Source organism: Streptosporangium nanhuense (assembly GCF_059358815.1).
In genome coordinates this window covers 21573-47974 of sequence record NZ_JCADBG010000020.1, presented here as the reverse complement: position 1 = coordinate 47974, position 26402 = coordinate 21573, and the positions used below count along the sequence as shown (strand labels likewise).

Annotated in this window: 20 protein-coding genes and 2 pseudogenes; 7 read left to right on the top strand and 15 right to left on the bottom strand. The window is 73.2% G+C overall.

Annotation, left to right across the window (positions count from 1 at the left end; genetic code table 11):
- Nucleotides 1–165 precede the first annotated feature (165 nt).
- Both AC5L38_RS32145 and AC5L38_RS32140 read right to left on the bottom strand, forming a co-directional pair.
- Complete coding sequence (locus tag AC5L38_RS32145; protein ID WP_495246563.1) at nucleotides 166–3495, bottom strand: non-ribosomal peptide synthetase; 3330 nt, start codon at nucleotides 3493–3495, stop codon at nucleotides 166–168.
- On the bottom strand, nucleotides 3492–6035 hold the full coding sequence (locus AC5L38_RS32140) for a S9 family peptidase (protein ID WP_495246562.1): 2544 nt from the start codon (nucleotides 6033–6035) through the stop codon (nucleotides 3492–3494). The genes AC5L38_RS32145 and AC5L38_RS32140 overlap by 4 nt, the downstream gene beginning before the upstream one ends.
- Nucleotides 6036–6369: 334 nt before the next feature.
- On the opposite strand from AC5L38_RS32140, the gene AC5L38_RS32135 reads away from it, so the two are divergent.
- Nucleotides 6370–7581, top strand: coding sequence for a cytochrome P450 (locus tag AC5L38_RS32135; RefSeq protein WP_495246561.1), 1212 nt, complete (start codon nucleotides 6370–6372; stop codon nucleotides 7579–7581).
- 11 nt (nucleotides 7582–7592) lie between these two features.
- Nucleotides 7593–8750, top strand: a complete 1158-nt coding sequence (locus tag AC5L38_RS32130; protein WP_495246560.1) for a winged helix DNA-binding domain-containing protein — start codon at nucleotides 7593–7595, stop codon at nucleotides 8748–8750.
- Between the two features lie 136 nt (nucleotides 8751–8886).
- Here the strand turns inward: AC5L38_RS32130 and AC5L38_RS32125 are convergent, their stop codons facing one another.
- The 4 genes from AC5L38_RS32125 to AC5L38_RS32110 all read right to left on the bottom strand — a co-directional run bounded on the left by AC5L38_RS32125 (nucleotide 8887) and on the right by AC5L38_RS32110 (nucleotide 13296).
- The gene (locus tag AC5L38_RS32125; protein ID WP_495246559.1) at nucleotides 8887–9675 is read right to left on the bottom strand and encodes a thioesterase II family protein; all 789 of its coding nucleotides are present in this window, start codon (nucleotides 9673–9675) and stop codon (nucleotides 8887–8889) included.
- On the bottom strand, nucleotides 9672–10679 hold the full coding sequence (locus AC5L38_RS32120; protein ID WP_495246558.1) for a 3-deoxy-7-phosphoheptulonate synthase: 1008 nt from the start codon (nucleotides 10677–10679) through the stop codon (nucleotides 9672–9674). The genes AC5L38_RS32125 and AC5L38_RS32120 overlap by 4 nt, the downstream gene beginning before the upstream one ends.
- Nucleotides 10673–11500 (bottom strand): orotidine-5'-phosphate decarboxylase, encoded by an 828-nt coding sequence (gene pyrF / locus AC5L38_RS32115; RefSeq protein WP_495246557.1) that lies wholly within the window; start codon nucleotides 11498–11500, stop codon nucleotides 10673–10675. The genes AC5L38_RS32120 and pyrF overlap by 7 nt, the downstream gene beginning before the upstream one ends.
- A gap of 185 nt (nucleotides 11501–11685) precedes the next feature.
- Nucleotides 11686–13296, bottom strand: coding sequence for an alpha/beta fold hydrolase (locus tag AC5L38_RS32110; RefSeq protein ID WP_495246556.1), 1611 nt, complete (start codon nucleotides 13294–13296; stop codon nucleotides 11686–11688).
- Nucleotides 13297–13944: 648 nt separating this feature from the next.
- Between AC5L38_RS32110 and AC5L38_RS32105 the strand changes: the two genes are divergently transcribed.
- Entirely contained in the window at nucleotides 13945–15186 is a 1242-nt protein-coding gene (locus tag AC5L38_RS32105; protein ID WP_495246555.1) for an ice-binding family protein, read from the top strand.
- 69 nt (nucleotides 15187–15255) lie between these two features.
- Here AC5L38_RS32105 and AC5L38_RS32100 read toward each other — a convergent pair whose 3' ends face one another.
- Nucleotides 15256–15708: an Lrp/AsnC family transcriptional regulator gene (locus AC5L38_RS32100; RefSeq protein WP_495246554.1), complete on the bottom strand. Its 453-nt coding sequence runs from the start codon at nucleotides 15706–15708 to the stop codon at nucleotides 15256–15258.
- Nucleotides 15709–15807: 99 nt separating this feature from the next.
- On the opposite strand from AC5L38_RS32100, the gene AC5L38_RS32095 reads away from it, so the two are divergent.
- Nucleotides 15808–16668 (top strand): LLM class flavin-dependent oxidoreductase, encoded by an 861-nt coding sequence (locus AC5L38_RS32095; protein ID WP_495246553.1) that lies wholly within the window; start codon nucleotides 15808–15810, stop codon nucleotides 16666–16668.
- Complete coding sequence (locus AC5L38_RS32090) at nucleotides 16668–17093, top strand: nucleoside deaminase (protein WP_495246552.1); 426 nt, start codon at nucleotides 16668–16670, stop codon at nucleotides 17091–17093. The genes AC5L38_RS32095 and AC5L38_RS32090 overlap by 1 nt, the downstream gene beginning before the upstream one ends.
- Here the strand turns inward: AC5L38_RS32090 and AC5L38_RS32085 are convergent.
- From AC5L38_RS32085 to AC5L38_RS32055, 7 genes and pseudogenes are all read right to left on the bottom strand, one after another.
- Nucleotides 17084–18022 carry an alpha/beta fold hydrolase gene (locus AC5L38_RS32085; RefSeq protein ID WP_495246551.1) on the bottom strand — a complete coding sequence of 313 codons (939 nt, stop codon included), beginning with the start codon at nucleotides 18020–18022 and terminating at the stop codon, nucleotides 17084–17086. The genes AC5L38_RS32090 and AC5L38_RS32085 overlap by 10 nt on opposite strands.
- 275 nt (nucleotides 18023–18297) lie before the next feature.
- On the bottom strand, nucleotides 18298–18693 hold the full coding sequence (locus tag AC5L38_RS32080) for a hypothetical protein (RefSeq protein ID WP_495246550.1): 396 nt from the start codon (nucleotides 18691–18693) through the stop codon (nucleotides 18298–18300).
- Nucleotides 18694–18960: 267 nt separating this feature from the next.
- Entirely contained in the window at nucleotides 18961–19941 is a 981-nt protein-coding gene (sigJ, locus tag AC5L38_RS32075; protein ID WP_495246549.1) for an RNA polymerase sigma factor SigJ, read from the bottom strand.
- A gap of 294 nt (nucleotides 19942–20235) precedes the next feature.
- Entirely contained in the window at nucleotides 20236–21075 is an 840-nt protein-coding gene (locus AC5L38_RS32070) for a pentapeptide repeat-containing protein (protein ID WP_495246548.1), read from the bottom strand.
- Between the two features lie 83 nt (nucleotides 21076–21158).
- Complete coding sequence (locus AC5L38_RS32065) at nucleotides 21159–22130, bottom strand: putative protein N(5)-glutamine methyltransferase (RefSeq protein WP_495246547.1); 972 nt, start codon at nucleotides 22128–22130, stop codon at nucleotides 21159–21161.
- A gap of 249 nt (nucleotides 22131–22379) precedes the next feature.
- Nucleotides 22380–22725 (bottom strand): annotated as a pseudogene (locus tag AC5L38_RS32060) (transposase); the annotation flags it as partial.
- A 35-nt stretch (nucleotides 22726–22760) separates the two neighbouring features.
- Nucleotides 22761–23705 carry a helix-turn-helix domain-containing protein gene (locus AC5L38_RS32055; RefSeq protein WP_495246546.1) on the bottom strand — a complete coding sequence of 315 codons (945 nt, stop codon included), beginning with the start codon at nucleotides 23703–23705 and terminating at the stop codon, nucleotides 22761–22763.
- 116 nt (nucleotides 23706–23821) lie between these two features.
- On the opposite strand from AC5L38_RS32055, the gene AC5L38_RS32050 reads away from it, so the two are divergent.
- Nucleotides 23822–24838 (top strand): saccharopine dehydrogenase family protein, encoded by a 1017-nt coding sequence (locus AC5L38_RS32050; protein ID WP_495246545.1) that lies wholly within the window; start codon nucleotides 23822–23824, stop codon nucleotides 24836–24838.
- A 186-nt stretch (nucleotides 24839–25024) separates the two neighbouring features.
- Nucleotides 25025–25416: pseudogene (locus AC5L38_RS32045) on the top strand (transposase); the annotation flags it as partial.
- 44 nt (nucleotides 25417–25460) lie between these two features.
- On the opposite strand, the gene cobF reads toward AC5L38_RS32045, so the two are convergent.
- On the bottom strand, nucleotides 25461–26243 hold the full coding sequence (gene cobF / locus AC5L38_RS32040; protein ID WP_495246544.1) for a precorrin-6A synthase (deacetylating): 783 nt from the start codon (nucleotides 26241–26243) through the stop codon (nucleotides 25461–25463).
- Nucleotides 26244–26402: the final 159 nt, after the last annotated feature.

Here is a 26402-nt window from a genome sequence, read left to right as displayed (position 1 = left end):
GTCGCCGCGCCCCCCCGGCACGCCCGCGATCCGCTCGCGTGGCACCCCGACGTCGCCCTCATCGTCGCCGCGTTCGCGACATTCCGCCTGAGTAGGGGGTACTCATGCGACAGCCCGCCCCGGCGTGTGGATCACCGGGGCGGTGTCGTCACGGGGACGGGCGGCTTACCCGAGTTCGCGCAGGGCCGAGGCCAGGCCCGCGGCGGTGGGGCGTTCCCAGAGCAGCCGGGCCGCGACCGGCCTGCGCAGGCCGCCACGGAGGCGGCCGAGCAGCGTCACCGCGAGCCGGGAGTCGCCTCCCGACTCGAAGAAGGCGTCGTGCGGGCCCATCCGCGGCTCGTCCAGCACCCGCCGGAAGGCCTCCAGCACCTCCAGCTCCAGCCGGTCGCGCGGCTCGTCCGACCGGCTACCGGCGCGGGCGGCCGAGGCGGCCAGCCGGCGGCGGTCGATCTTGCCCGCGGTGGTCAGCGGCAGCTCGCCCAGCACGTGCACGGTCCCCGGCACCATGTAGCCGGGCAGCCGCCCGGCCGTCCACGCCCTGGCGTCCTTCGCCGTCACGGGGGGAACGGCGGAGGCGGCCACGTAGGCCACCAGCTGCTCGTCCTCCAGTGCCACCGCCGCGTCGTCCACGCCGGGACAGGCCCGCAGCGTCTGCTCGACCTCGCCCAGCTCGATCCGGTAGCCGCGGTGCTTGACCTGGTGGTCCACCCGGCCGATGAAGTCGAGGCGGCCGTCGGGGCGCTGCCGTACCAGGTCACCGGTCCGGTAGAGCCGCCCGCCGGGGGGCGCGGCCGGTGGCGGTGCGGCGAGGGGGACGAACCGCTCGGCGGTCAGCGCGGGCCGCCGGTGGTAGCCGCGCGCCACGCCCGCGCCGCCGACGTGCAGCTCGCCGGGCACCCCCCACGGCGCGACGCGCCCGGCGGCGTCCAGCACCAGCGCGTACGCCCCCGCCATGGGCAGCCCGATCGGCGGTACGCCCTCGCCGGGCGAGCAGTCGGCCAGGGTCGCGATGACGGTCGCCTCGGTCGGCCCGTAGGCGTTGACCATGCGCCGGCCGCTGCCCCAGCGCTCGACCAGCTCGGGGGTGCACGCCTCGCCGCCGGTCACCAGCACCCGCAGGCCGGGCAGCGGGTCGTCGCCGGGCAGCGTCGCGATCACCGAGGGGGGCAGCAGCACGGCGTTCACCTCGCGCTCCGACAGGCACCTGCTCAGCGCCCGGCCGACGAGGATGTTCCCGGCCTCCGGCACGCACAGGGTGCCGCCGGAGACCAGCGTGGTGAACACCTCCCACACCCAGGCGTCGAAGGTCGGCGGCGCGAACTGCAGCAGCCGCACCCCGGGGCCGATGCCCAGCTCGGGGGCGAGGGCCATCACCAGGTTGCACGCGCCGGAGTGCTCCAGCAGCACCCCCTTGGGCAGGCCGGTCGAGCCCGAGGTGTAGATCATGTACGCGGGGTCGTGGGGCCCGGCGGGACCGGGCGGAGTCGTCCTCGCGGGGTCGGGCCGGTCCTGCCCGGGGGGGTGGGGGCGGGAATCGCGGCGGTCGAGGTCGAGGCGGCGTCCCCCGCCCTCGGGCAGGCCGCCGAGGATCTCCCCGGTGCTCACCAGGACGGCCGCCGCCGCGTCGGACAGCAGATACTCCAGCCTGGGAGCCGGTTGCGACGGGTCGAGTGCCAGGAACGCGCCGCCCGCGTACAGCACCCCGGTCACGACCGTGACCAGGCGGGCCGAGCGCGGCAGGCAGATCGCGGCCACCCCGCCGGGGCCCACCCCCTCGGCGGCCAGCCATCCGGCCAGCTCCCTGGCGCGCTCGTCCAGCTCGCGGTAGGTGAGCCGCTCGTCGTCCCCGTCCACGGCCGTCGCGTCGGGGGTGCGTCCGGCCTGGGCGGCGATCAGCGCGGCCAGGGTGGAACCCGGGGAGTCCAGGTCCACCGCCGGGGGCGGGCCCGCGATCGGGCCCGAGCGGTCGTCGAGCGGCAGGTCGAGCACCGGCCGCCCGGGGGAGCGGGCCATCTCGCCGAGCAGCCGGGTCAGGCGGGCGGCCATCAGCTCGATCGTGGCGTGGTCGAAGACGTCGGTGGCGTAGGCCAGGGTCGCCCACAACCGGTCGCCGCTCCCGTCCCCCTTCCCGCTCCCGTCTCCCTCCCCGCTCTCGATCCCGGCCCCGTTCCTGCCGGTTCCGTCATTTCCGGTCCGGGCGCCGGTCCCGTCCGGTGCTCCCGTGGTGAGGCGCAGGTCCAGGTCGCAGGCCGTCCGCCGGGCGACGGGCTCCTCCTCGCCGAGCGGTTCGAGGCGCAGGCCCGCCGCCTCGTGCGCGGCGGGGCGGGGGACGACGCCGTACGCCACGTCGAACAGCGCGCCCCGGCTGGGGTCGCGGGGCGGTGCGACGGCGGAGGCCAGGTCCTGCAGCGGCAGCCGGTACCGCCAGGCGTCGCTCGCGACCCGCCCCAGGCGGGCGGAGAACGTGGCGAGGTCCGGGTCGCCGGACAGGTCGACGGGCAGGGGGACGACGTCGTCCAGCGGCCCGGCCGTCCCGGCGAACGCGTTCGGCTCCCCCTCCAGCAGCCCCGAGACGCGGCCGGGGGCGCGCGCGCCGATCGTGAAGCGCTCCTGGCCCGAGCAGCGCGACAGCAGGACGGCGAACGCCGCGAGCACCGCGAGGGAGGGGGTGCCCAGCTCGGGCGGCACGGTCACCTCGAAGCGGTGCGCCCCGCCCGCGCCGGAGCGGCGCCCGGGGCGGGGGCGGTCGGTGGCCGGTTCCAGCGGCGGCACGTCCCGCAGCGCCTCCCGCCAGAACTCCCCCCTGTCGTCGCCCGTCACCTCCGTGCCGGTGCCGGTGCCCGGGGCCGGTACGGAGGCACCGGACGATCCGCCCACGCCGTCGGCGGACGACGCGTGCCGGGTGGCATCGGGGGACGACGCGTCCCGGCTGTCGCCGGGTGACGACGACGCCGGGACGCCGGGGGCCGTCGCCTCCGGGCGGGGGAGGTCGTCCTCGGCGGGCACGCGAGGCACGGAGGGCAGGCGCGGGGAGTCGTCCTCGGCACGGGCCCGGTACAGCTCGGCCAGGTCGGCGGCGAGCACGGCGACCGAGCCCTCGTCCGCGACGCACGGGTGCATGCGCAGCACCAGCACGTGCTCCCGGGGGCCGAGTCCCAGCAGGGAGACGCGTACCAGCGGACCCGTCACCGGGTCGAACGGACGGCCCTCCACCTCGGCCAGCGCCGCGCCGAGCCTCTCCGGCTCGACCGGCACCGCCCGGGGCACGGGCGGCGCCCCGGCCGACACCACCGGGCGGGGGCCGTCGCCCCGGGTGGGCAGCACCCAGCGCAGCACCCCGTGCCGCGCGGCCAGGTCGCCGAGCGCCGAGCCCAGCGCCTTCTCGTCGAGGGGGCCGGTCAGCCGCAACCGCAGGGAGATCCCGTCCGGTACGGCGTCGCCGCGGATCCGGTGTTCCAGCCAGGCCCGCTCCTGGGCGGGCGAGAAGAGTCTCACCGGTCGCCTCCGGGCAGGTTCAGGCGGAGCCACTCCAGCTCTTGTTCGATCATGCTCTGGAAGTTCGCGGGGGAGATCATCGAGTACGGCATGTGCGCCTCGCCCCAGTAGCTGACCAGCCGCACCTTCTTGCCCTGCCTGGCCAGCGCGGTGTACATCTCCTCCGAGCCGGTGTGGGTCAGGTAGTCACGCTCGCCGTGCAGCATGAGCACCGGAGTCTTGATCTTGCCCGCGTGCAGGAGCGGGCTGTTGCGCACGTACTTCTGCGGGTCCTCCCACGGCGGCTTGCCCAGCCCGAACTCGAACGCCGGGTCCTCGATGTAGGCGGGCGCGAACCACTCCTGGGCGCGCGGCGAGTAGCGGAAGCGGGAGTCGAACACCCCGTAGCTGCTGATCACGTCGGAGAAGCCGGAGATCGCGATCGCCGCCTTGAACCGGTCGGTCCGCGTCACGAGGCTGTGCACGTTGTAGGAACCGAAGGAGTGCCCCAGCACCGCCAGCCGCTCGGGGTCGGCCACACCCTCGTCGATCGCGGCGTCCACCGCGTTCATGATCGGCTTGGTGGGCCAGGTCATCGGCTCGGACGCGGCCTTGCCCTCGGGGCGGGGGATGGAGGGGACGAGCACGGCGTAGCCGCGGGCCGCGAGGAACTGCAGGGTGAGGTAGCTCGGGTTGTTCACCTGGAACTCCGGCACGTCCTCCAGCGTGGAGACGATCCGGGTGCCGTACACGTTGACCACGAGCGGGTGACGCTGCCCGTCGCGGTGGTCCGGCGGCAGCAGCAGCGCGCCGGTCAGCTTCTCCCCGCCCGCGCCCCTGTAGGTGACGAGCTCGCGCTTCGGCGGGAGCACCTGGGCGAGATGGCCGTTCAGCGACAGCCGCTGGGTGTGGCGCCCGGCGTGGGAGGTCCACAGCGCGGTGCCCTGGTCGCCGCCCGCGCCGAAGACCGCGGTGCGGTTCGCGGGGGAGTACCCGGCGACGCCCGCCTCGGGGTGGGGCAGCGGGAGCGGGGTCAGCGTGGGCGAGGCGCCGGGCGCCAGCTCGTACAGGCCGCCCTTGGCGTCGCGTGCCAGCACCATGGGGAAGTCGCGGTCGAGGCGGGGGTTGGCCGGTTCGGCGCCGCCCCGGTCGGTGGGCCGCACGCCGTTGCGCCGGACGCCGTCGTCGAGCGGCCAGGCCAGCTCCGCCAGCGGGGCGGCGCCGGTCGCCTTCAGGTCGCGCGCCTGCCCGGTGCGCGGGTCGATCAGCCAGGCGCGCCCGTCGGCCACGCCCAGCACGCCGCCGGGCACCGGCACCAGCTCCAGCGGCGGGACCTCGAACCGCGAGGTCAGGTCGCGCGGAGTGGCGGCCGGGTCGGCGGGGTCGAACGCCCACCAGTCCTGGCGGGCCGCCGGGTTCGCAGCGTCGGCGACCTTTGTCCCGCGCACCAGCGGGGTGCCCGCCCCCCACAGCAGGCCGGTGGCCACCAGCCGGTCGGCGGCCAGCGGCGCGGCCTTCCCTCCGGCGGCGGGGACGAGATAGGCGGTGAACGGGTCGGGCGTCTCGGGGGTCGCCTTGCCGACGACCAGCAGCCGGGAGCCGTCGGCGGCCCAACGGGGCTGCACGGTGACCGAGGGGCTCGGCACGTCGCTCACCAGGCGTGGCTGCCCGCCGGAGGCGGAGGCGATCGCCAGCTGGGTGCGCCGCTCCATGATGCGCTTGAGCTTCCCGGCGACCGCCGGGGTGGGGCCGAGGTCGTCCACGCGGGCGATGTTGCGCCCGGTCGGGTCGGCCACCAGGTTGCCGGCCGTGTAGGTGCGGGCCGGGCCCGCCGAGGTGATCTTCCCGGTGACGGCGTCGACGACGACGATCTCCTCGTCCAGCTTGTCCTGGCCCTGGGTCATCGAGCTGTCGAGCACCGCGGCGGTGGCCTCCTTGCCCTTCTCGACCTTGGCCCACGCCTTCGGGGCGACGCGCTGGGCCTCCAGCCACTGCCCGTACTCCAGCGTCCACCGGCCCGCGTTCACCATCGGGGCGATCACCCGCCGCGCGTCCAGCCACTGGATCAGGTAGCCGGAGGCGTTCGTCATCGTCTGCACCCCGCGCGGGGTCAGCTTGCGGGTCTCGCCCGTCTCGCGGTCCCACACGTGCAGGAAGACGTCGTCGCCGCCCCGGGTGGAGGCGAAGGCCAGCATGCGCCCGTCGGGCGACCACACCGGGTTGTAGTGGCCGGTGCCGTCTTTCGCGCCGTGCGTCACGTCGCGGGCCGGGCCCTGGCCGTCCGCTATCCAGATGTCCGCGCGCTCGTTTCCGTCGACAAATGATGCGCCATATCTGCTCGATTCGCTCGGCCCGCGTTTCACGACCGCCGCCACCGATTTACCGTCGGGGGACGGGACGACCTGACCGAGTTTCCTCGTGGCCATGAAGTCCTGCATCGCGAACGGCTTCGCGGCCCCCGCGGCGGGACGTTCCTCCGCGGGGGAGGCGGGCGGTGAGGCGCCTCCCACCAGGGCGGCGGCCGTGAGCAGGGACACGATGAGCTTGACACGTAACACCATGGGAGGACGATAACCATGTCGCCGGAAACGCGAGAAAACGCTCGGACGGCTCTCTGGAAAGCGGCCTATAATCCCGCCCTCGCCTTAAACGGGACGACAATCAGGATGGCGGCCGGGGCGACAATCGGTGCGGTGATGAAGACGGCGATCGAGATGGTGCGAAGGTTGCCGAGGACCGTCTCGCCGGCGGCCGGGTCCGGAGGTGATCGGCCCGGAGGTGACCGGGCCGGAGGTGACCGGGCCCGCGCTGATCGGGGCATCCCGCCGGCGAGATGACCCCCGCCGGAAGAACTCTCTGTGGAACCTGTGGAATCCGAGGAATGGGAAGTTCCAAATGACTGATGTCGATCTGGCCGACGCCGATCTGCACGTCGGCGACAGACCCCACGAGGTCTTCCGCCACCTGCGAGACAACGACCCGCTCTACTGGAACCCCGACGGCAAGGAGCCCGGCTTCTGGTCGGTCACCCGGTACGAGGACTGCGTGAGCGTCCAGAAGGACCCCCAGACCTTCAGTTCCAACCAGACCAACACCCTCGGCCCGCACCGCAACACCGGTGACCAGGGATCCGGCAAGATGATCAACACGACGGACCCGCCCCGCCACACCGAGCTGCGCAAGCTGGTCAACAAGTGCTTCACCCCCCGGGCGATCGCCGCCCTGGAGCCGTACCTGCGCTCGGTCGTGAAGGACGTGTTCGCCGGCGCGCTGGAGAAGGGGGAGTGCGACTTCGCCACCGTCGTGGCGGCCCTGCCCGTCGCGGGCATCTCCGCGCTGCTGGACGTGCCGCGCCAGGACTGGGACCTGATGCTCAGGCTCACCTCCACCGCGTTCGGCTCGCACGACAGCGAGTACCAGATGACCTCCGACGTGCGCGCCAACGCCGCCCAGGCGCACGGCCAGCTCCTGCTGTACTGCCAGGGCCTGGTGGAGAAGCGCCGCGAGTCGCCCGGCGACGACATCGTCAGCCTGCTCGCCCGCTCCCAGGACGAGGGGGTGCTGAGCGAGGAGGAGTGCCTGCTCTTCTTCGACGTGCTGATGCTCGGCGGCAACGAGACCACCCGGCACGCCGCCGTCGGCGGGCTGCTCGCCTTCATGGAGCACCCCGACCAGTGGGACCGGCTGCGCAAGGAGCCCGAGCTGGTGCCCAACGCGGTGGGCGAGCTGCTGCGATGGACCTCGCCCAGCCGCCACGTGCTGCGCCGCGCCGCCCGCGAGACCGAGCTGCACGGCAAGACCATCCACCCGGGCCAGGACGTCGTCATCTGGCACACCTCCGCCAACCGCGACGAGCGCGTGTTCGACTCCCCCGACGTGTTCGACGTCGGGCGCCCGCGCAGCTCGCGCAGCGGGCACGTCGCGTTCGGCTCCGGGCCGCACTTCTGCCTGGGAGCCGCCCTCGCGGAGCTGGAGCTCACCGTCTTCCTGGACGAGCTCGCGAACTCGGTGTCGGGGGCCGAGCTGCTCGGGCCGCCCGACTATCTGCGCTCTCCCGTCATCAACGGTGTCAAGCACGTCCAGGTTCGGCTCCACCCCATGGGGTAGAAGCGTCGACCATGAACTCACTCACCTGGGATCAGGTCCACGCGCGGCGGCTGGCCCGCCACCATCTCGTGAAACCCGTCTCCGGCGACCTGCGCAAACCCGTGCGTGACGTGTGCGGGGTGCAGTCGCAGGTCGCCGCCGCGGCCGAGCTGGCCATCGGGTCACGGGTGAAGGGCGCCACGCAGGAGCAGGTGCGCGCCGAGCTGTACGACAAGAAGCGCCTCGTCAAGACGTACAGCCTGCGCGGCACCCTGCACGTGCACGCCGCCGACGAGCTGGCCCTGTGGATGGCGGCCATGCGCTGGAAGCCCTACTGGCGCGCCAAGGGCAGCTGGCACGCCCACCACGGGCTCACCGCCAAGCAGGGCGAGGCGTTCGTCGACGCGGTCCGCGAGGCGCTGGACGGCGAGTGCCTGACCCGCGAGGAGCTGGCGGGGGAGGTATCCGGGCGCGTCGGCGCGTGGGCCAAGGACAAGCTCGCCTCCAACTGGGGCGAGCTGCTGCGTCCCGTCGCCTACCTCGGGGTGCTCTGCTTCGGCCCGGTGCGGGGGGCCAAGGTCACCTACGTCAGGCCCGACCGGTGGGCGGGGCTGAAGACCGAGGTCAAGGACCAGCCCGACCCCGAGGAGTCGGCGATGGAGATCGTGCGCCGCTACCTGCGCGCGTACGGCCCCGCCACCCACCAGGACCTGGCCCGCTGGTTCGCGCTCAGGCCGCCCGAGGCGCGCGAGGCGCTGGAGTCGCTCGGCGACGAGGTCGCCCAGGTCGCGGTCGAGGGCCGCAAGGCGTACGTCCTCGCCGCCGACGAGGGCCGCTGGCCGTCCGACCCGAGCTGCGTGCGGCTGCTGCCGCAGTACGAGGCCTACGTCCTGGGCAGCGGTCCCAAGGAGGTCGTCGTGCCCAAGGACACCGCCGCGCGCGTCTTCGAGCACGGCCGGGGAAAGTACGAGGGCGCGGTCGCCCACCAGATCATGCTGGTCGACGGGGTCGTCTCCGGCATGTGGGAGCGCAGGGAGAAGGGCGGCAAGGTCGAGATCAAGCTGGAGTCGTTCGTCGAGCTCGACTCCGGCCAGACCAAGGAGCTGGAGAAGGAGGTCGAGCGCGTCGGCCGCTTCTACGGCGCCGAGGCCACCCTGTCCACGGGCAGGCTCACCGGCAAGAAGCGCTGAGTTCCGCCCGTGACCCCCGCCGGCCGCCGGCCCGGTGGGCACACCCGGACGGGGGAGTCCGTCCAGGATTCCCGCTCGCCGGCGGGTTCGACCGGATCTCGCTCGCGGCCTCGCCCGGCCGTGATTCCCGCCTCCCTCACCGGCAGGTGCCGAGGTCTCCCCGGATCGCGCGCAGCACCGACCGGCGCTGGGTGTGGATGAAGAAGTGCCCGCCGGGCAGCAGCCGCAGCCGGAAGGCCGACCCCGTCTGCGCGCTCCACGCGCCCAGCCCGGCCGCCGTCGTGGTCGGGTCCCCGTTCCCGCCGAACACCGAGATCGGGCAGACCAGCGGCGGCTCGTCCTGGTGGACGTACGACTCCGCCGCGTTCAGGTCGGCCCGCAGCACCGGCATGACGAGGCTCATCAGTTCCTCGTTGCCGATCACCTCCGGCGGGATGCCGTCCAGCCGGTGCAGCACCCGCATCAGGTCCTCGTCGCCGAGCTGCCCGAGGCGCGGCATGCCGTCGCGGGCCTGGGGGGCGTTCCAGCCCGACACGAACAGCCGCCCCGGGCCCGGCAGCCCGCGCGAGCGCAACCGCCGCGTCACCGTGAACGACACCAGCGCGCCCATGCTGTGCCCGAACAGCGCGAACGGCAGCGGGTCCAGGCGCGACAGCCCGTCGACCACCGGATCGACGATCATCGACAGCCGGTGCGGCGGCTTCTCCGAGATGCGGGTCTCCCTGCCCGGCGAGCGCACCGCCCACAGTTCCACGTCGCCGGGGAGCAGGTCGGCCCAGCCGCGGAACGTCGTGGCGCCGCCTCCCGCGTTGGGCACGCAGACCAGCCGCGCGCGGGGCCGTTCCGGCCGGTGCAGCGGCACCAGCCAGCTCGCGGGATGGGCCGCCGAGGTCATGGAGGTGGAGGAAGGGGTGAAAACAGTCATAGCGGGACCGCCAGGGCTCGTGCGGAGTCCCGGGTCCGCTCGCAGGCGGCGACCAGGTCCGCCAGGGACTCGGGAGGGAACATGTGCGCCGCGTCGCCCGGCCGGTACATCCTCTCGGGCTTGCGGCACGACTCGATGAGCAGCCCGTCCACGCCGTACGCCGCGGCCGCCAGCGAGGCGGGGGCGACCAGCGAGGCCGAGCGGGTGCTGTGGCTGGGGTCGAAGACCACCGGCAGGCCGGTGCGGGCCCGCAGCGCGGCGATCGCCCCGAACCCGGGCTGAGGCGGCGTCCCCGAGGCGCCCGCGCAGAGCACCACGGCGGCGTTGCCCCGGGTGAGGACGAACTCCGCCGCCCGCAGCCAGTCGTCCAGGCTCGCCCGGGGCCCCCGCATCAGCAGCACCGGCCTGGGCTGCGCGCCGAGCTCGGCCAGGAGCGGGCGGTTGTCCAGCTGCCGCCCGTCCACCTGCAGGCAGTCGGCCACCTCGGCGACCGCTCCCACCTCGCGCGGGTCGCACACCTCGGTGATCACCGGGATGGCCGCCGCCCGCCGGACCTCCGCGAGCGCCTCCAGGCCCCGCGCGCCCTTGCCGGGGAAGTGGTAGGGGCTGCTGCGCGTCTTGGACAGCCCGGCCCGCAGGGCGTGCGCCCCCTGCGCCCTGACCGCCAGGGCCGTCTCGACCGCGTCCTCGGTCGATTCCAGCGCGCACGGCCCCGCCGCCCACCACAGCCGGGGTCCGCCGGCCACCCCGTCGCCGATCGTCACCTCGCGGGGCGCCACGCCGCTGTCCCGCCGTACCAGCCAGTGGCCGTCGGGGGTCGGGCGCAGGGCCAGCACAGCGGGCGAGGAGGGTACGCGGGCGAGGGACTCGTCGCCGCTCACCACGACGAACACCCTCCCGGCCAGTTCGACCGGCCAGGCGGTGACGTCCTCGTGCGCCCCGGCCAGTGCCGCCACCTCCGCGGCGACCTCGGCGGGGGTGCCGGGCCGCAGCTCGATCAGCACGCCGGGACCCCCGCGCCGATCTCCTCCCGCCAGGTCGCGATGCTCGCGCCCAGCGAGGCGACGTCCGGGCCGTGCCGCAGCACCCCGGTGGTGACCGGCAGGACGGCCCGTCCGGGGGCCTCGGCGGCGACGGCGACGAGGTCGCGGGTCTCGCGCCCGGCACGGCCGAGGCCGGGGAGCTCCACGACCGCCGACGGCATGCGGGCCACCAGGTCGAGGGCCTCCTCGCGGCCGGCCCCGACCACGGCCGCGGCCGCCACGCCGTGCTCGTCGTTCCACTCCCGCACCTCGTCGGCGGTGCGCTGCGCGACGGTGCGCGAGCCGGTCACCGCGCCCTGCACCCCGCCGGCCGCGTGGTTGGAGGTGCGTACGAGCACCATGACCAGCGTCCCGCTGTCACGGGCCCGGCGCAGCAGCGGGCCGAGGGCGGCGAAGCCCATGAACGGGTTCGCCGTCACCGCGTCCCCGCCCAGCACGCTGCCGGGGCCGAGGTAGAGGTCGGCGTAGGAGTCCATCGTGTCGTCGGCGTCGCACACCTTCGCGTCCAGCACGGCCAGCGAGCCCCGCTCGTGCACGCCGTCGACGACCTCGCGCAGCAGGGCCGTGCCCGCGGCGCCGAAGCGGGTGAAGAACGGCACCTGGATCCGGTAGACGGACACCCGCTCGCCCGCGGCCTCCAGGACCACCGCGCACATCCGCCGGGCCCCGTCCACGTCGTCGTCCATCCTCCACGCCCGCAGCCACTTGGGGGAGGGGGCGATTCCCAGGCAGAGGGAGGATCGGGTCCGGAGCAGGTCGGTCCACATCGGTAGGGCAGCCATGGGCCCATTGCACACGCTCGCGCCGGGGACCGCGCCGGGCCCGCTCGCGGGCGGGGCCGCGTCGGCTAAAATCTCCGCCCGCGTCGCTTATTGATCTACGTCGTAAAGGCGCCTGGCCCGGCGAGGAGTGGCTCGCTCCTCGCCGGGGGGACGGGGGGCGCCGGGGGGCCCCGGCGGATCACCGCTCACGGGCCGCAGCGCGCGCCCTTCCTGGGCGGGGTCAGGTCGACGAGGTAGCGGGTGACGGTGTCGTCGACGCAGGAGGAGGCGCCGGTGGCGTAGACGGTGTGCCCGTCGGCGTCGTAGGTCAGCAGCACGGCCGAGGGCATGTTCCCGGCGACCTCCCTGGCCCAGCGGTACGGCGTGCGCGCGTCCCGGGTGTGGCTGATCAGGACGATGGGCCCGGCGCCCCCGGCGCGGGCGGGGGCGGGGGCGACCGCGGGTGAGGGCAGGAAGGCGCAGGTCAGGTTGGTGCCCTCGGAGAGGCGGTCGATACGGCGGATCTGCCCGGCGAGCCGTTCGTAGTCACGCAGGTTCCTGGAGTGGGGCCGGTCGAGGCAGTTGACCACGCTCGTCACCTCGTCGACGGGCAACGACACCGAGGGGGCGGCGAGCTGGACCCGCAGGTCCGCGAGCGGGGTTCCGTCCCCGTCGGCCGCCGCCCCCAGCGCCGTGGACAGCGCCCGCCAGGAGGAGGGGTCGATCAGGGTGCCGCCGATCACCGCTCGCACGGTGTCGGCGTCGAGGTCGTACCTGCCCCCGCGCAGGGGCTTGGTCCTCGCCCGCGCGATCACCTTGTCGATGGCGGTGAGGACACCCTTCGCGCTGGTGGCCGGGCAGGCCATCCGGGGGTCGCGGGCGCACGCGCGGGCGAAGGAGCGCAGCGCCGCGGCGTGGGCGCCGGCGCCGTGGAGGGAGTCGGTGGCCCAGTCCAGGTGCGCGGTGTCGATGCCGTCGAGCACCATGGCGCGGACGCGCTGCGGGAAGCGGTCGGCGTAGCGCTGGCCGATGTTCGTGCCGTAGGAGTAGCCGAGGAAGTTGATCGTGTCCTGGCGCAGCGCCGCGCGCAGCAGTTCCAGGTCGGTGACGACGTTGGCGGTGCCGACGTGGGGCAGCACGTCCTTGCCGGTGCCCCGGGCGCAGGCCTGGACGATGAGCCGGTAGTACGGTGCGACCTCGCCGACCAGCGGCAGGTCGGCGCGGGGCTTGCCGACGGGCTTGTCGCCCGCGCGCAGGCCGCAGTCGATGGCGGGCTTGCTGCCGCCCACCCCTCGGGGGTCGAAGCCGACGACGTCGAAGCGCTCGCGGATCTGCGCGGGCCAGCCCTCGTGGAAGGTGCGGACCATCCAGGTGCCGGACTGGCCGGGCCCTCCGGCCGCGGCGACGAGCGTCCCGATCCGCTGGTCGGGCTTGCTCGCCGGGGCCTTGATCAGGGGAAGGGTGAAGGTCCTGCCGTTGCCGGGGTGGGCGTAGTCGACGGGCACCGTGAAGGTCGCGCACCTGAACAGGCCGCAGCGCCTCCACTTGGGGGCCTTCTTGATGAAACGTTCCAAACGGGCGTCGGACGCTGGGCCGGGAGCCGTGGCGAGGGCCTTGACGCCGGACGTGGTGCCGGTGGCCGCGGCGAGGGTCTGGGCGCCGGAGGTGTCCGCCGCGCGGTTCGGTACGCCGGCCGAGGCGGGACCGGCCCCGAGGCCCACCATGACCGCCGCGGTGGCCAGCGCCACCACGGCCCCGGCCCATCGGCGCCGGGCACCGCCTGTCCTCGCCGTTCTCGTCGGCCTGTCGCCGTTCATGTTCTCTCCTTCGGGTCGGTCCTGATCGGTCCCGATCGGTCCGCCCCACCTGCGGGTGGAGTCGAGGATCACCGGATGGCAGGAAAGAACTTCGGGGCAGGAAAATGAAGATCCTTCCGCTTCTATCTACCTTTGTAGGCATTTCAAGTTGCAGGCCGCTTTCGTAGCGCTTGACGAGCGATCTTCGACGGAAGCGGACGCGGCCGTGCCGCCCGCGATGGGCCTTCACGGGGTCAGGTCATGGGCGCGCCCCGAGGTGCCCGGACCCGTGACCGCCGGGCGAGAGGTCCGAGGTCGAAAGGTGGGCGTTTCCCCGTTTCCCGCCGTCACGGTTCGGGGGGCGAACCGGCCGGTGAACGGCGCTTTTCCCGTCGCGCGACGGGCGGGACATCTGAATCGGAAAATGATTTCAAGATATAAGCGGATATGGATGGTTCGAGGTCGCCGTCCTCGGCGAAAGCCGATGTCCGCCCTGGTGGAAAGCGGGTTGGTGTCGGCGAGATTTACATGTATGTCGTATAACGAGTGCGGCGTCGCCAATCGATATGGTCGGGAGTGATGCGTCGCTGAAAATGCGCCTCGACGGGGCGATGTTCAACGTTGAAGGAAAAGGAAAACATCATGATGGAGACCGTTCGATTTCGTGCGGTGCCACGAAATACCGTCCGTTCCCGGCTGGTGGGGGTCCTCACGGCCCTGGTCGCGCTGGGGGGCGTGGCCGTGACCCCGGCGACCGCGGCGACCGCGAGTCTGGAGACTGCGACCCCGGCGACCCCGGCGACCCCGGCGACCGCGAGCGTGGCGACGCCGGTGCCGCTCGGTACGGCCGCGAGCTTCGCGGTCCTGGGCCGGGACGCCGTCACGAACACCGGGACCACCGTCATCACCGGGGACCTCGGGGTGTCGCCGGGGTCGGCGCTGACCGGTTTCCCGCCCGGCACCGTGACAGGGACCGTTCACCAGGACGACGCCGTCGCCCAGCAGGCTCAGGCGGACCTGACCGTCGCCTACGACAACGCCGCGGGCCAGGCCGTCGACGCCACCCTCCCGGCGGAGCTCGGCGGGACCACCCTGACGCCGGGCGTCTACGACTCCGCCACCGGAGCCTTCCAGATCACCGGCAACCTGACCCTCGACGGGCAGGGAGACCCGAACGCCGTCTTCATCCTCAGGACGACCAGCACCCTGATCACCGCGGGCGCCAGCGCGGTGACCCTCGCCGGGAGCGCGCAGGCGGCCAACGTCTTCTGGCAGGTCGGCAGCGCGGTCACGCTGGGAGCCGGGTCCACCCTCGTGGGGAACGTCCTCTCGCTGGACGCGATCACCGCCACCACCGGCGCGACCGTGGTCGGCCGCCTGCTGAGCCGCGGCGGCGCGATCACCCTGGACACCGACACGATCTCGCTGCCCCTCTTCCAGGCCTGCGGAACGGCGACGACCACGACCACGCTGACCTCCACGTGTCCCTTGGGGGACAGCGGCCCGATCACCCTCACCGCGACGGTGACGTCCTCGGACGGGACCGTCCCCACGGGGGAGGTGGCCTTCGCCGCCGACGGGGTGGCGCCGGTCACGGTCCCGCTCGGCCCGGGCGGCGTCGCCACCCTGACCACCTCGGACCTCCCCGCGGGAGTGAATCGCGTCGTCGCCACCTACACGGGAACGGCCCAGCTCGATCCCAGCACCTCGCCGGTGCTGATCCAGCGCGTCGACCTCGGGTGCCCCTGCACGGGGGCCCTGCCGGGGAGCGGCGGCGTGCGAGGGGGCGCCGGCCACGACGACGGCGCCGGTCCCGCGGCCGGCCGGGAGACCCGCCACGACGACGCCGGTGCCCTGGCCGGCCGGGAGACCCGGACCAGGGTCACGGCCGCCTGCGGCCGTCGCTCCTAGCGGGCGCGCGGGGAGCGGGACGGCGCCCGAGCCGTCCCGCTCCCCGCGCGCCCGGCGGGGGAACTCCGGTCAGGTGCGGGGTTCCCTGGGGCCGCGGTAGGGCAGCGTCCGGCTGTAGACGAGGTTGGTGGTGGTGCTGCCCAGCTGGGCCAGCTCGTTGACGATCTCCTCGAGGTGACCCATGGAGGTCGCGGCGACCTTCAGCATGTAGCAGTCGTCGCCGGTGGTCCGCAGGCACTCCAGGATCTCCAGGCGCTCGTCGAGCAGCCGGTGCAGCGGCTGGTGCCGGCTGCCCGGATACTTCAGGCGGACGACGGCCAGCACGGGGAAACCGGCTCTCTCCAGGTCGACGTCCGCGTGGTATCCGGTGATGACGCCCGCCGCCTCCAGCCGCCTGATCCTCTCGGTGGTGGCGGAGGCGCTGAGGTTCACCCGCCGCCCCAGCTCGGTGATCGGGATGCGGCCGTCCCGCTGGAGCTCGACCAGGATCGACCAGTCGGTCACGTCGAGATTCTCGGTCATCCGCCGAAGATACCGGCATATCAACGGCAGATTACGCCGTACGCCGTGATGATCCTCTTCCGGCCGTCGACGGTTGCTCGCTAGCCTGAAGTGGTGAAAATGGGCGTCAACGTATTGAATTTCGGACCCGGTGCCGATCCCGGGATGCTGCGCGGCTGGGCGCGAACGGTGGAGGGGCTGGGCTTCGACCTGCTCATGGTCTCGGACCACGTCGTGATAACCCCCGACGTCGCCGAGCAGTACCCGCCGCCGTTCTACGAGCCCTTCACCACCCTGGCCTGGCTGGCCGGGGTCACCGACGGGATCCGGCTCGGCACCACGGTGCTCATCGTGCCGTACCGCCACCCGCTGCTCGTCGCCCGGATGGCCGCCAACCTCAACCGGCTCAGCGGCGGGCGGCTCGTCCTCGGCGTGGGCGTCGGCTGGGCGCGGCAGGAGTTCGAGGCGCTCGGGGTGCCGTTCGAGCGGCGCGGGGCGCTGACCGACGACCATCTCCGGGCGATGCGCTCCGCCTGGGAGGACGAGGCGGACTACCGGGCCGGGCGGATACCGATCTGGGTCGGCGGCAACAGCGACGCCGGCCTGCGCCGGGCGGTGCGCCTCGGCGAGGCGTGGCACCCGCTGCGCCTCACCCTCGGCCGGATGCGCGAGGGACTGGACCGGCTGAAGGCCGTCGCGGACGAGGAGGGGCGGCCGATGCCCGGTTTCGCGCCCCGCATCGCCCTGCGGCTCACCGAATCCCCGATCACCGCTCCCGGGCGGCTCGCCGGCGAGGGCACGATCGACCAGGTCCTCGACGACCTCGAACAGGTGCGCCTGCTCGGCGCCGAAACCGTCGTGCTCGACCCGTTCAACGGTGACCCGCGCGAGACGGCCCGTCCGGAGGTGGCCTGGCAGGCGCTCGCGACCGTGGCCGCCCGCTGGGATCTGCGCGACCATCAACCACGAACGGAACGATGATGACGAACGACGACGAGAAGTACCTCCGCCGGGCCATCGAGCTCGCCGCCGGGGCGCGAGCCGCCGGAGAGGCCCCGTTCGGGTCGCTGCTGGTGGGGCCGGAGGGCACCGTTCTGGCCGAGGACCACAACACGGTCCTCGGCGACCGCGACATCAGCGCCCACCCGGAGCTGAAACTGGCCAGGTGGGCGGCCCGCGAGCTCGATCCCGACACCGCGGCGGCCACGACCATGTACACCAGCTGCCAGCCCTGCCCCATGTGCTCGGGCGCCATCCAACGCTCCGGCCTCGGCCGCGTCGTGTTCGCGCTCTCCAACGAGCAGTTCGCGGGCCTCAAGCCGGGGGGCGGCTGGCCGCACGTGCCCCAGGAGGGTCCCGCGCTGTTCGACGAGGCACGCGTCCCTGTGGAGGGCTACTACACCTGATCTCCGATCGTCGATCCCAGGGGTTCGGTCGCCGTGACCGGGCTCCCGGAGAGGAACGAGCCGAGCAGCTCCGCCGTCAGCTCGGGCACCTCCTCGGGGACGTAGTGGCCGCTGGGCACCGCCCGGCCGCGCACGTCGTTCGCGTACCGCCGCCAGATGTCCAGGACGTCGTAGTTGCGCCCGACGAAGCCGTGCTCGCCCCACAGGGCCAGCACCGGGCAGGTCACACGCCGGCCCGCGTCCGCGTCCGCTTCGTCGTGGCGCAGGTCGATGCTCGCGGCGGCCCGGTAGTCCTCGCAGGAGGCGTGGACGGCCGCCGGATCGGAGAAGCAGCGGGCGTACTCCTCCTGGGCCGCCGGGTCGAACGGGGCGCCGCCGTGCTGGACCTTCATGTGGGCGCGGAGCCAGTAGCCGGGATCGGCGCCGATCATGCGCTCGGGGACGCCGTCGCCGGTGGCCAGGAAGAACCAGTGGTAGTAGCCGAGCGCGAACGTGGCGTCGGCGTGCCGGAACGCGTGGCGGGTGGGCACGATGTCCAGCACGGCCAGCCTGGTCACGGCCCGGGGCTCGTCCAGGGCCAGGCGGTGGCCGACCCGCGCCCCCCGGTCGTGGCCCGCCACCGCGAAGCGGTCGAAGCCGAGCGAGCGCATGACCAGCAGTTGGTCGTGCGCCATGACCCGCTTGGAGTAGGGGCCGTGGTCCGGCGCCGAGGGAGGCTTGTCGCTGTCCCCGTACCCCCGCAGGTCGGTGAGGACCACGGTGTGCTCGCGGGCGAGCACCGGCGCCACCCGGTGCCAGATGAGATGTGTCTGCGGGTAGCCGTGCAGCAGCAGCACCGGCGGGCCGTCGCCCGAGACGTACGTGTTGATGCGCACGCCGTCGGCGTCGACCATGTGGCGGGCGAACGAGGCGGGCAGAGGAATGCTCACGGTGGTGTCTCCGGTGGGCGCGACGGGTCTGCGGGCTCGGATGTCGGACGGGGGCGCGGGATCGGCCGGTCGCCTCACGGTCCCGGCCCGCCCCTGTCTGGATACCGGAACCCGGTGGGGTCTGTCACCCGGGACACTCCGTGGCCTCGTCCATGGCTTCCTCCCGACCGGATTACTCAATGAAAGCCGGATTTATCACTTATAAAGCCAGATATCTCATTAGGCGAGTGTTGAAAAGGCCCGACCGGGTCGGAGGCACGGTCGTCGCGTCCGGCTCACCGGTGATCACGGCGGCCGGAGGCCGCGTGAGCGACGCCAACGCTCGGCTCATGGCCGCCGGTCGAGACCCGGCTGAGCTGGAGGACGCTCATGCCGAACATCAGCACGCCCAGCGGCACGTGCAGGGTCTTCACCCGCGCGATGCCCAGCGCCACCTGCGCCAGCGTGAGCCCCAGGAACCCGGCCGCGTACAGGATGGGCCTGGGCGAGCCGCCGCCCGGCCGCCACACCAGGATCGCGGCGACCAGGTGCAGCACCGCCACGGTGAACACCCCGTAGGCCGAGGCGCTGTGCCAGGCCTGCCCGCCGGGAGAGGACAGCAACAGCCCCGCGGTGACCGGCGCGGCGAAGAGGGCCAGGGTCTGCAGGATGATCGCGACACGCAACAACACGGGTGACTCCTTGACGGCTGCGGGACGGGGTGGGGGCGGGGTGAGCGAGGTGAGGGCGGGCGACGATCCGCGTGCCGGACGGCGTCCCGTGCTCCGGCGAGGTGACGATCCGCGTGCCGGACGGCGCCCGGTGCTCCGGCGAGGCGAACGCCGGGAATGTGAGGCGACGCGATCGCCCGGCCTGATGACCCCGGCCGGGCGCGCCGCGTACGGGTCGTGACGGCCGGGCCGCCTCGACGGCCGCGCCCCCGGGCCGGTCCGCCGCCGTCACCCCACCGTCCACGGCCGGAGCTTCTCGGGGTTGCGTACGGCCCAGACGCGCCCGATCCGGTCGCCCACGACGTCGAACGCCATCACCGTGACGGTGACGCCGTCCTGCTGGGTCACCAGGCCGGGCCGGCCGTTGACCGTACGCTCCAGGATCGTCAGGCCGGACGCCCCGGCGACGATGTCGGCGGCGTAGCGCATGATCTGCTCGGCGCCTTCGATCGGGCGGAGCACGGCGCTGACCAGGCCGCCGCCGTCGGCGATCACCGTGGCGTCGGGGTCGAGGAGGCCGAGGAGGGCGTCGATGTCCTTGGCCTCCCACGCCTGCTTGAAGGCCCTGACGAGATCGGCCTGCCGGGCCGCCGGGGTCGCGGGGGCCTGCGCGTCGCGGATGCGACGGCGCGCCGAGGAGGCCAGCTGGCGGCAGGCCGCCGGTGTACGGCCGACGATCTCGGCCACCTCGGCGAAGGAGTGGCAGAAGACGTCGTGCAGGATGAACGCCACGCGCTCGGCCGGGGTCATCGCGTCGAGCACGACGAGGAAGGCCATGTTGACCGACTCGTCCAAGGTGATCCGGTCGGCCGGGTCGGACGGCTCGGCCGTGCTGCCGCCCGGTCGCGCGCCGACCCACTCCGTACGGTCGGGCAGCGGCTCGGGGATCCACTCGCCCACGTAGCTCTCGCGCCGGGCCCGTGCCGAGCCGAGCAGGTCGAGGCAGATGCGGCTGGCGACGGTCGTCAGCCAGCCGCCGGGCGACCCGACGGCCTCCTGCCGCTGCCGGGACATGGCGTACCAGCGGGTGTAGGTCTCCTGCACGACGTCCTCGGCGTCGGCCAGGGAGCCGAGGAGCCGGTAGGCGAGGTTGATCAGCTGGCGCCGCTCGCTCATGATCGCGCTCAGGCCCGGATCGAGCGGGCCGTCTCCTGGTTCGGATGGGGTGGTCACGGTGTCGACGGCTCCCTCGGTCGCGGCTGCTCTCACCAGTCCGACGACACAACCCCCCGGAATGTCAGGTGGGCGCGTCGCCTCACATTCTCGGTGGTCGCGTCGTCGGACCACCGAGACACCGTCCACCACGCGGGAAGGCTCGGTGACCCCGGCCGGTACGCGGACCGCCGTCGAGGACCCGCGCCGGGACGGATGGCCGTCCCCGCGGCCGGTCACCTCGTACAGGAGCACCGGGCCAGGTGGGGCACGAGCCTCACGACACCGCCGGGACGGTCGTCGGGTCGTCCTCGCTGTGGTGAGCGGGGCCGGCGGTTGGGCGAGCGGGGGCTACCAGTGAGCCGGTCGGGTGAGTGACGGCGGCAGCGCGGTCCGGGCGTCACCCTTCGCCGCGTCCAGCTGGGACTGGATCAGGAAGATGCTTCCGGTGAGGTCGGCGCCCGAGAGGTCGGCGCCCCTGAGATCGGCTCCGATCAGGTCGGCCGTCCTCAGGTCGGCGCCCCTGAGGTCGGCGCCGATGAGATAGGCCCCCCTCAGGTTGGCGCCCCTGAGGTCGGCGCCCCTCAGCTTGGCCCCGATGAGGTCGGCCCCCCTGCGATCCTTCCTCCCGCGCCCGGCTCCGGCACGGACGAGCTCGCTCGTACGCAGCAGCAGGGCGTTGACCTCCCGCCGGTGTGCCGCCACGTCCAGCCGTACGAGAGCGTCGGGGGTGTCGCGGGTGAGGCGTTCGGTCCGCTCCAGGGCGAGGCCGAGATCATCGTGGATGGGGAGGGCCTGCGGCAGCGCCAGCGCCTCGGTCAGGTACCAGAGCAACTCGTGGAGGTCCCGCATGACCGGGAACACCTCGAACATCCGCTGCGCGGTCCGCGGGGCCCGCCGCCAGTCCTGCCCGCCGAAGGTGACCTGGGAGACCTTCTGCCCGGCGCCGAAGCAGTCGTAGACGGTGCAGCCCCGGAACCCCTTGTCCCTGAGGCGCGTGTGGATGCCGCAGCGGAAGTCCGTCCGCAGGTTGGGACAGGCCTGCCCGGCCTTCTTGTCGATCGCGAAGTCCGACGAGGCCGAGAAGGCGGGCACGACGCAGCACAGCGCGAAGCAGCTCTCGCAGTCGGCTCGCAGATCGGCGCGATCTCCCCCGGGCGAGGGAGCGGCGTTTTCGCGTCTCTCGGACAATGCGCGGGATCTCCTGTACGGAACGGCGACGCCGTTCACAGCCGCCGGAAAACGGCTGTGAACAGCTTGTTCACCGATGAACCCTAGTCGACCCCGCCCGTGCCGTCACCACGGCCGGGGCCGGGCGGCGGATGGGGGGCGGGCATGGTCCCGACGACGACGGTGGCGTCCAGCTCGTCGGAACGGACCACCCGTGGGATCAGCCCGTTGCGGGCGAAGGCCTCCGCGGTCCGTGGCGCCTGGCGCTCGCTCGTCTCGATCAGCAGGTGGCCGCCCGGTGCCAGCCACAGTGCCGCCGAGGCGGTCACCCGCCGCTGGATCTCGAGCCCGTCCGCGCCACCGTCGAGCGCCACCCGCGGTTCGTGCACGCGGGCCTCCGGGGGCAGCAGCCCGATCGCCTCGGTGGGCACGTAGGGCGCGTTGGCGGTCAGGATGTCGACGCGGCCCCGCAGCCCGGCGGGCAGCGGGTCGTAGAGATCGCCCTCGTACACCAGGCCGTCGCCGCCGGCGATGTTGCGCCGGGCGCAGCGCACCGCGGCGGGGTCGATGTCGACGGAGTGCAGCTCGACCCGTCCCAGGGCCGCGACCAGCGCGGCTCCCACCGCGCCGGAACCGCAGCACAGGTCGACGACGATCCGCGGCCGACCGAGGGCCTGACCGATGGAGCCGGCGGGCTTTTCGGGACCGGGGGGGCCGAGCGGACCGGGGGGAGGAGCGGAGGGAACGGCGGCCAGCCGGGTGCGGCCGGCGGGCCTGGCGGTCCGGTGGGCGAGGGCGACGGCCTGGTGGACGAGGAACTCGGTGCGACGGCGGGGGACGAAGACCCCGGTGTCCACCGCCACCCGCAGCCCGCAGAAGTCGGCCCAGCCGAGAACGTGTTCGAGGGGAAGGCCGGAGATCCGCCGATCCAGCATGGCGGCGAGGTCGGACGGCGTCCGCGCGGTGGAGATGATCAACCGCGCCTCGTCCTCGGCGAAGACACAACCGGCGGCCCGGAGCCTGGTGACGATGACGGGGATGGCGGGGTGGAGAAGAGATGACGGTAAAGCCGACATTGGAGCCTTTCGGGATGCCGCTGGGGCTCCCTCGGTCACCTAGGTCGGCAGGACCGCGCGGCCGTGAGATGGGAGCACCCGACCTGACACAGCGGTAATGGGGCTCACCTCCTCGATCACGTCCGTTGCTGGAGGGCAACACTACCCGAGCCGGTCCCGGTACGAACACCTTTGTGACAAGCCAGGACGGCGAGGACGACGAGCGTGACCTTCCAAGAGCTGCTGACACCATGAGTCGAGGCGGCGCCGGCAGATCGGTGCGCAGCCGAGGCCGAGGAAGGCTTCGTGGATGTCGCCACGAACTTCCCAGCGGATGCGCAACCGGCGGAAGTAGTGGAGCAAGGCGAAGGCCTGTTCCACAACCCAGCGCTGTTTTCCCAGGCCAGGGCCATGTTCGGTACCGCGCCGTGCGATGAGTGGGCGGATGCCCAGGGTGCGGACCTGTTTGCGGTACTTGTCGTGGTCGTAGCCGCGGTGGGCCAGGACGACGTCAGGCCGTCGGCGAGGCCGTCCGCGCTTGCCGCGTATCGGCGAGGTCGCCTCCAGCAGCGGCACCGGTTGGGTGACGTCGCCCGCGGTTGCCGCCGGTGAGGATGATCGCATGTTGTGAGCAGGCGCCGGCCTCGGGGGTCAACGGGGCCGTGAGCGGAAGGTGCGGCGGTAGGTGTCCGGGGGCACGCCGACCGTGCGGTTGAAGTGCCGGCGCAGCGTCGTGGCGGTGCCCATGCCGGTGGCCGCTGCGATGGTGTCGATACTGTCGCCGGTTTTCTCCAGCAGTTCCTGGGCGTGGCGGATCCGCTGGGTCAACAGCCATCGCAGGGGGGTGGTGCCGGTCGCCGCCTTGAAGTGGCGGCCCAGGTGGCGTGAGCTCATCCGCGCCCGGCGAGCCAGGTCCTCCACTGTCAGCGGCTGGTCAAGCCGTTCGATGATCCAGGGAAACAGGGCGGCGAGCGGGTGGTCGTCCTGGGCGGGCACCGGGGTGGTGACGAACTGGGCTTGGCCGCCGGCCCGGTGCGGTGGTACGACCAGGCGGCGGGCGACGGCGTTGGCGATCGACGCGCCGTGGTCGAGGCGGACGAGGTGCAGGCAGAGGTCAAGCGCGGCGGCCTTGCCGGCGGAGGTGAGCACGCTGCCGTTGTCGACGTAGAGCACGTCCGGGTCGACCTCCACCCGGGGGTGGCGGGCGGCCAGAGCCTCGGTGTGGGCCCAGTGCGTGGTCGCGCGCTTTCCGTCCAGCAGGCCGGCTGCGGCCAGCACGAACGCGCCCGTGCAGAGGGAGGCCACGCGCGCGCCCGCCTCGTGAGCCGCGCGCACCGCGTCGACCAGGTCGGCGGGCGGATCCTCGTCGATGTCGGCCCTTCCGGGGACGATCACGGTGTCGGCGTGCCGGAGCCGGTCGAGCCCGAGGTCGGGCTCCAGCCGGAATCGGCCGACCTGCACGGCGACCGGCCCGCAGACGGTGACGTCGTACCAGGGAACCGTCACGCCGTCCGGGGCGGCGGCGAAGACCTCGTGTGCCAGGGACAGTTCGAAGTGCAGCGTGCCGTCGGTGACGGCGAGCGCGACAGTGTTCATGTCCGGAATTGTACGAGTCATGGCGTTCCGGACACTGACGGTCGGCTGCCCGCCCCCGTCAGGATGTCCGCAGTGGATCATTCGAGCACAGGGGAGAGCACATGGGATCGGGGCAGATGGTAACGGTGTTCGGCGCGTACGGGCACACCGGACGATTCGTGGTGGCGGAGCTGCGGGAGCGCGGGTTCGTCCCGGTTCTCTCCGGTCGCGACGCCGGCAAACTGCAGGCGTTGGCGGCGTCCCATCCCGGACTCGAGGCCCGGCCGGCGTCGGTCGGCGATCCGGTCTCGCTCGACCTCGCGCTGGCCGGGGCGGCAGCCGTGATCAACTGTGCCGGGCCCTTCGCCACGACGGCCGCCCCCGTGATCGAGGCGGCACTGCGCGCCGGGATCGCGTACGTGGACGTGGCGGCCGAGATCGAGGCCAACGTCGACACGTTCGCGCACTTCACCGACCGCGCCCGCGCCGCGGGAGCGGTGATCGTCCCCGCGATGGCCTTCTATGGCGGTCTCGGCGACCTGCTGACCACCGCGGCGATGGGCGACTGGACGGCAGCCGACGAGGCGCACATCGCGTACGGGCTGAGCGGTTGGCAGCCCACGGACGGGACGCGGGCCGCGGGAGCGGTCTCCCGGCAGCGGCGGGGCGGCGCACGCGTCGTGTACAGGAACGGGCGGCTGGACTATCGCCAGGACGACGCGACGACCCTCAAGTGGCCCTTCCCCGACCCGATGGGCCCCCGGGAGGTCGTCGCGGAGTTCACGATGGCTGATGTCGTCACCGTTCCCAGCCACCTGTCCATCCCCGAAGTGCGCACCTACATGACGGTCGAGGCGGCCAGGGACCTGTCGGCCCCGGACACACCGACGCCGGTTCCGGTCGACGAGCGGGGGCGGTCCGCGCAGACCTTCCTCATCGACGTCGTCGTGCGCTCCGGCGGCGGTGAACGGCGCGCCGTGGCGAGCGGCCGGGACATCTACGCCGTCACCGCGCCGCTCGCGGTGGAGGCGGTCCACCGCATCCTCACGGGACAGACCAGGACGGTCGGCGTCGCCTCCGCCGGCGAGATCTTCGACGCGCCGAGCTTTCTTCGCGCGCTGTCCTCGCACATCTCCTTGGAACTGCGTTCGTAGCAGGCGGGCAGCAGGTCGAGCCGCCTGTTCGTGTCGAGGGCGTGAGGCGCGGAGCCCGGGTCTGGCCTGCTCGAGCCGGCTCAGAGGTCCTAACCGGCCCAGAGGTCCTAACAAAATGATCTCTGCCGCGTCCGATGGTCTCGCCGTTCGTTGACCTTCGCCTGAGGAAGGGTGAACAACCGCCATGGATCGCACGTCCGGGCGCTCAAGGACGGCCCGAAACCGGTCCGAGCCCGGTCGGCCGCGGCCGTCCGGGCTCCAAGCACCACGCGATCACCGACGGTGGCGGCGTTCCCCTGGCGGTCACGCCGACCGGCGGCAACCGCCACGACGTCACCCAGCTCATGCCGTTGATCGACGCGGTCCCGTCGGTCAAGGGCCGGCGCGGCCGGCCACGCAAGCGCCCGCAGGAGTTGTACGCCGACCGCGCCCACGACTACGACGTCTACCGCCGTCAGATCTGGGCCAAGGGCATCAAGCCGCGTACCGCCCGCCGAGGCACCCCGCACGGTTCCGGGCTCGGCGTGCATCGCCGGGTCGTCGAGCAGGCCATCGCGCTGCTGCACCGGTTCCGCCGACGGGTCGGGCCGATCCCGCCGCGCCCGCCGCCCTGGAGAGAGGATCAGGAAGACTCGGGGCGCTCCGCGCGAGGGATCCGCCTCAGCAGGTAGGTGTCCATGATCCAGCCCTTGCGCTCCCGGGCCTCGGCGCGGACGTCGCGGATCCGGTCGGCGACCTCCGCGACCGGCCCGGCCACCAGGATCTCGTCGGGGGTGCCGAGGTAGGCGCCCCAGTAGATCTCGAAGTCGGCGGTGTCGGGCAGGGAGGTGAAGGCGTGGCGGGCGTCGAGCATGACGACGATGTCGTCGGACCCGCCGGGCCCCTCCTCGGACAGGCGGCGGCCCGTGGTGATGTGCAGGGGCCGCGCGACCTGGGTCAGGCTGGTGCGGTGCCGGGCGGCCAGCGCCGACACGCTGCTGACACCCGGCACGACGTCGTACTCGAAGCGGACCGTGCCCCGGTCGAGGACCTCCTCGACGATGGCCAGCGTGCTGTCGTAGAGGGAGGGGTCGCCCCAGACGAGGAACGCGCCGGTCTCGTCGTCGCCGAGTTCGTCGCGGACGAGCCGCTCGTAGATGTCGGCCCGGCGCGACCGCCAGTCCTCCACAGCGCCCGCGTAGGCGGGGGTGGTCCGGTCGCGGTCGGGGTCGCGGGCCTCGACCAGCCGGTACGAAGCGTGGGCATGCGCGTCGATGAGGTCCTGCCGGAGCTGGACGAGGTCGTGCTTGGCCTCTCCCTTGTCGAGGATGAAGAACACGTCGGCCGCGGCGATGGCCTTGACCGCCTGAAGGGTGAGGTGGTCGGGATTTCCCGCGCCGATACCGATGATGAGGATTCGCTTCACGCGGGAAAGTCTGCCCCCTGCGCGAAAGGGACACCGCGCCGGGCCGGACCTCGACGCCGATCCCCGGCGAGAACGGTGAAACACGCTCTGACCCGATCGCACGACCGATTCCCGGCAGGGGGCGTGAAAGCGTGAGGTATGACCTCGTCCTGGTCTAGT

Excerpts from the sequence above, each read along its gene's own strand:
- AC5L38_RS32140 (WP_495246562.1), bottom strand. The coding sequence starts at position 6,035 with ATGGTGTTACGTGTCAAGCTCATCGTGTCCCTGCTCACGGCCGCCGCC.
- AC5L38_RS32135 (WP_495246561.1), top strand. The coding sequence starts at position 6,370 with ATGACTGATGTCGATCTGGCCGACGCCGATCTGCACGTCGGCGACAGA.
- AC5L38_RS32130 (WP_495246560.1), top strand. The coding sequence starts at position 7,593 with ATGAACTCACTCACCTGGGATCAGGTCCACGCGCGGCGGCTGGCCCGC.
- AC5L38_RS32125 (WP_495246559.1), bottom strand. The coding sequence starts at position 9,675 with ATGACTGTTTTCACCCCTTCCTCCACCTCCATGACCTCGGCGGCCCAT.
- pyrF (WP_495246557.1), bottom strand. The coding sequence starts at position 11,500 with ATGGCTGCCCTACCGATGTGGACCGACCTGCTCCGGACCCGATCCTCC.
- AC5L38_RS32110 (WP_495246556.1), bottom strand. The coding sequence starts at position 13,296 with ATGAACGGCGACAGGCCGACGAGAACGGCGAGGACAGGCGGTGCCCGG.
- AC5L38_RS32100 (WP_495246554.1), bottom strand. The coding sequence starts at position 15,708 with ATGACCGAGAATCTCGACGTGACCGACTGGTCGATCCTGGTCGAGCTC.
- AC5L38_RS32095 (WP_495246553.1), top strand. The coding sequence starts at position 15,808 with ATGGGCGTCAACGTATTGAATTTCGGACCCGGTGCCGATCCCGGGATG.
- AC5L38_RS32090 (WP_495246552.1), top strand. The coding sequence starts at position 16,668 with ATGACGAACGACGACGAGAAGTACCTCCGCCGGGCCATCGAGCTCGCC.
- AC5L38_RS32065 (WP_495246547.1), bottom strand. The coding sequence starts at position 22,130 with ATGTCGGCTTTACCGTCATCTCTTCTCCACCCCGCCATCCCCGTCATC.
- AC5L38_RS32055 (WP_495246546.1), bottom strand. The coding sequence starts at position 23,705 with ATGAACACTGTCGCGCTCGCCGTCACCGACGGCACGCTGCACTTCGAA.
- AC5L38_RS32050 (WP_495246545.1), top strand. The coding sequence starts at position 23,822 with ATGGTAACGGTGTTCGGCGCGTACGGGCACACCGGACGATTCGTGGTG.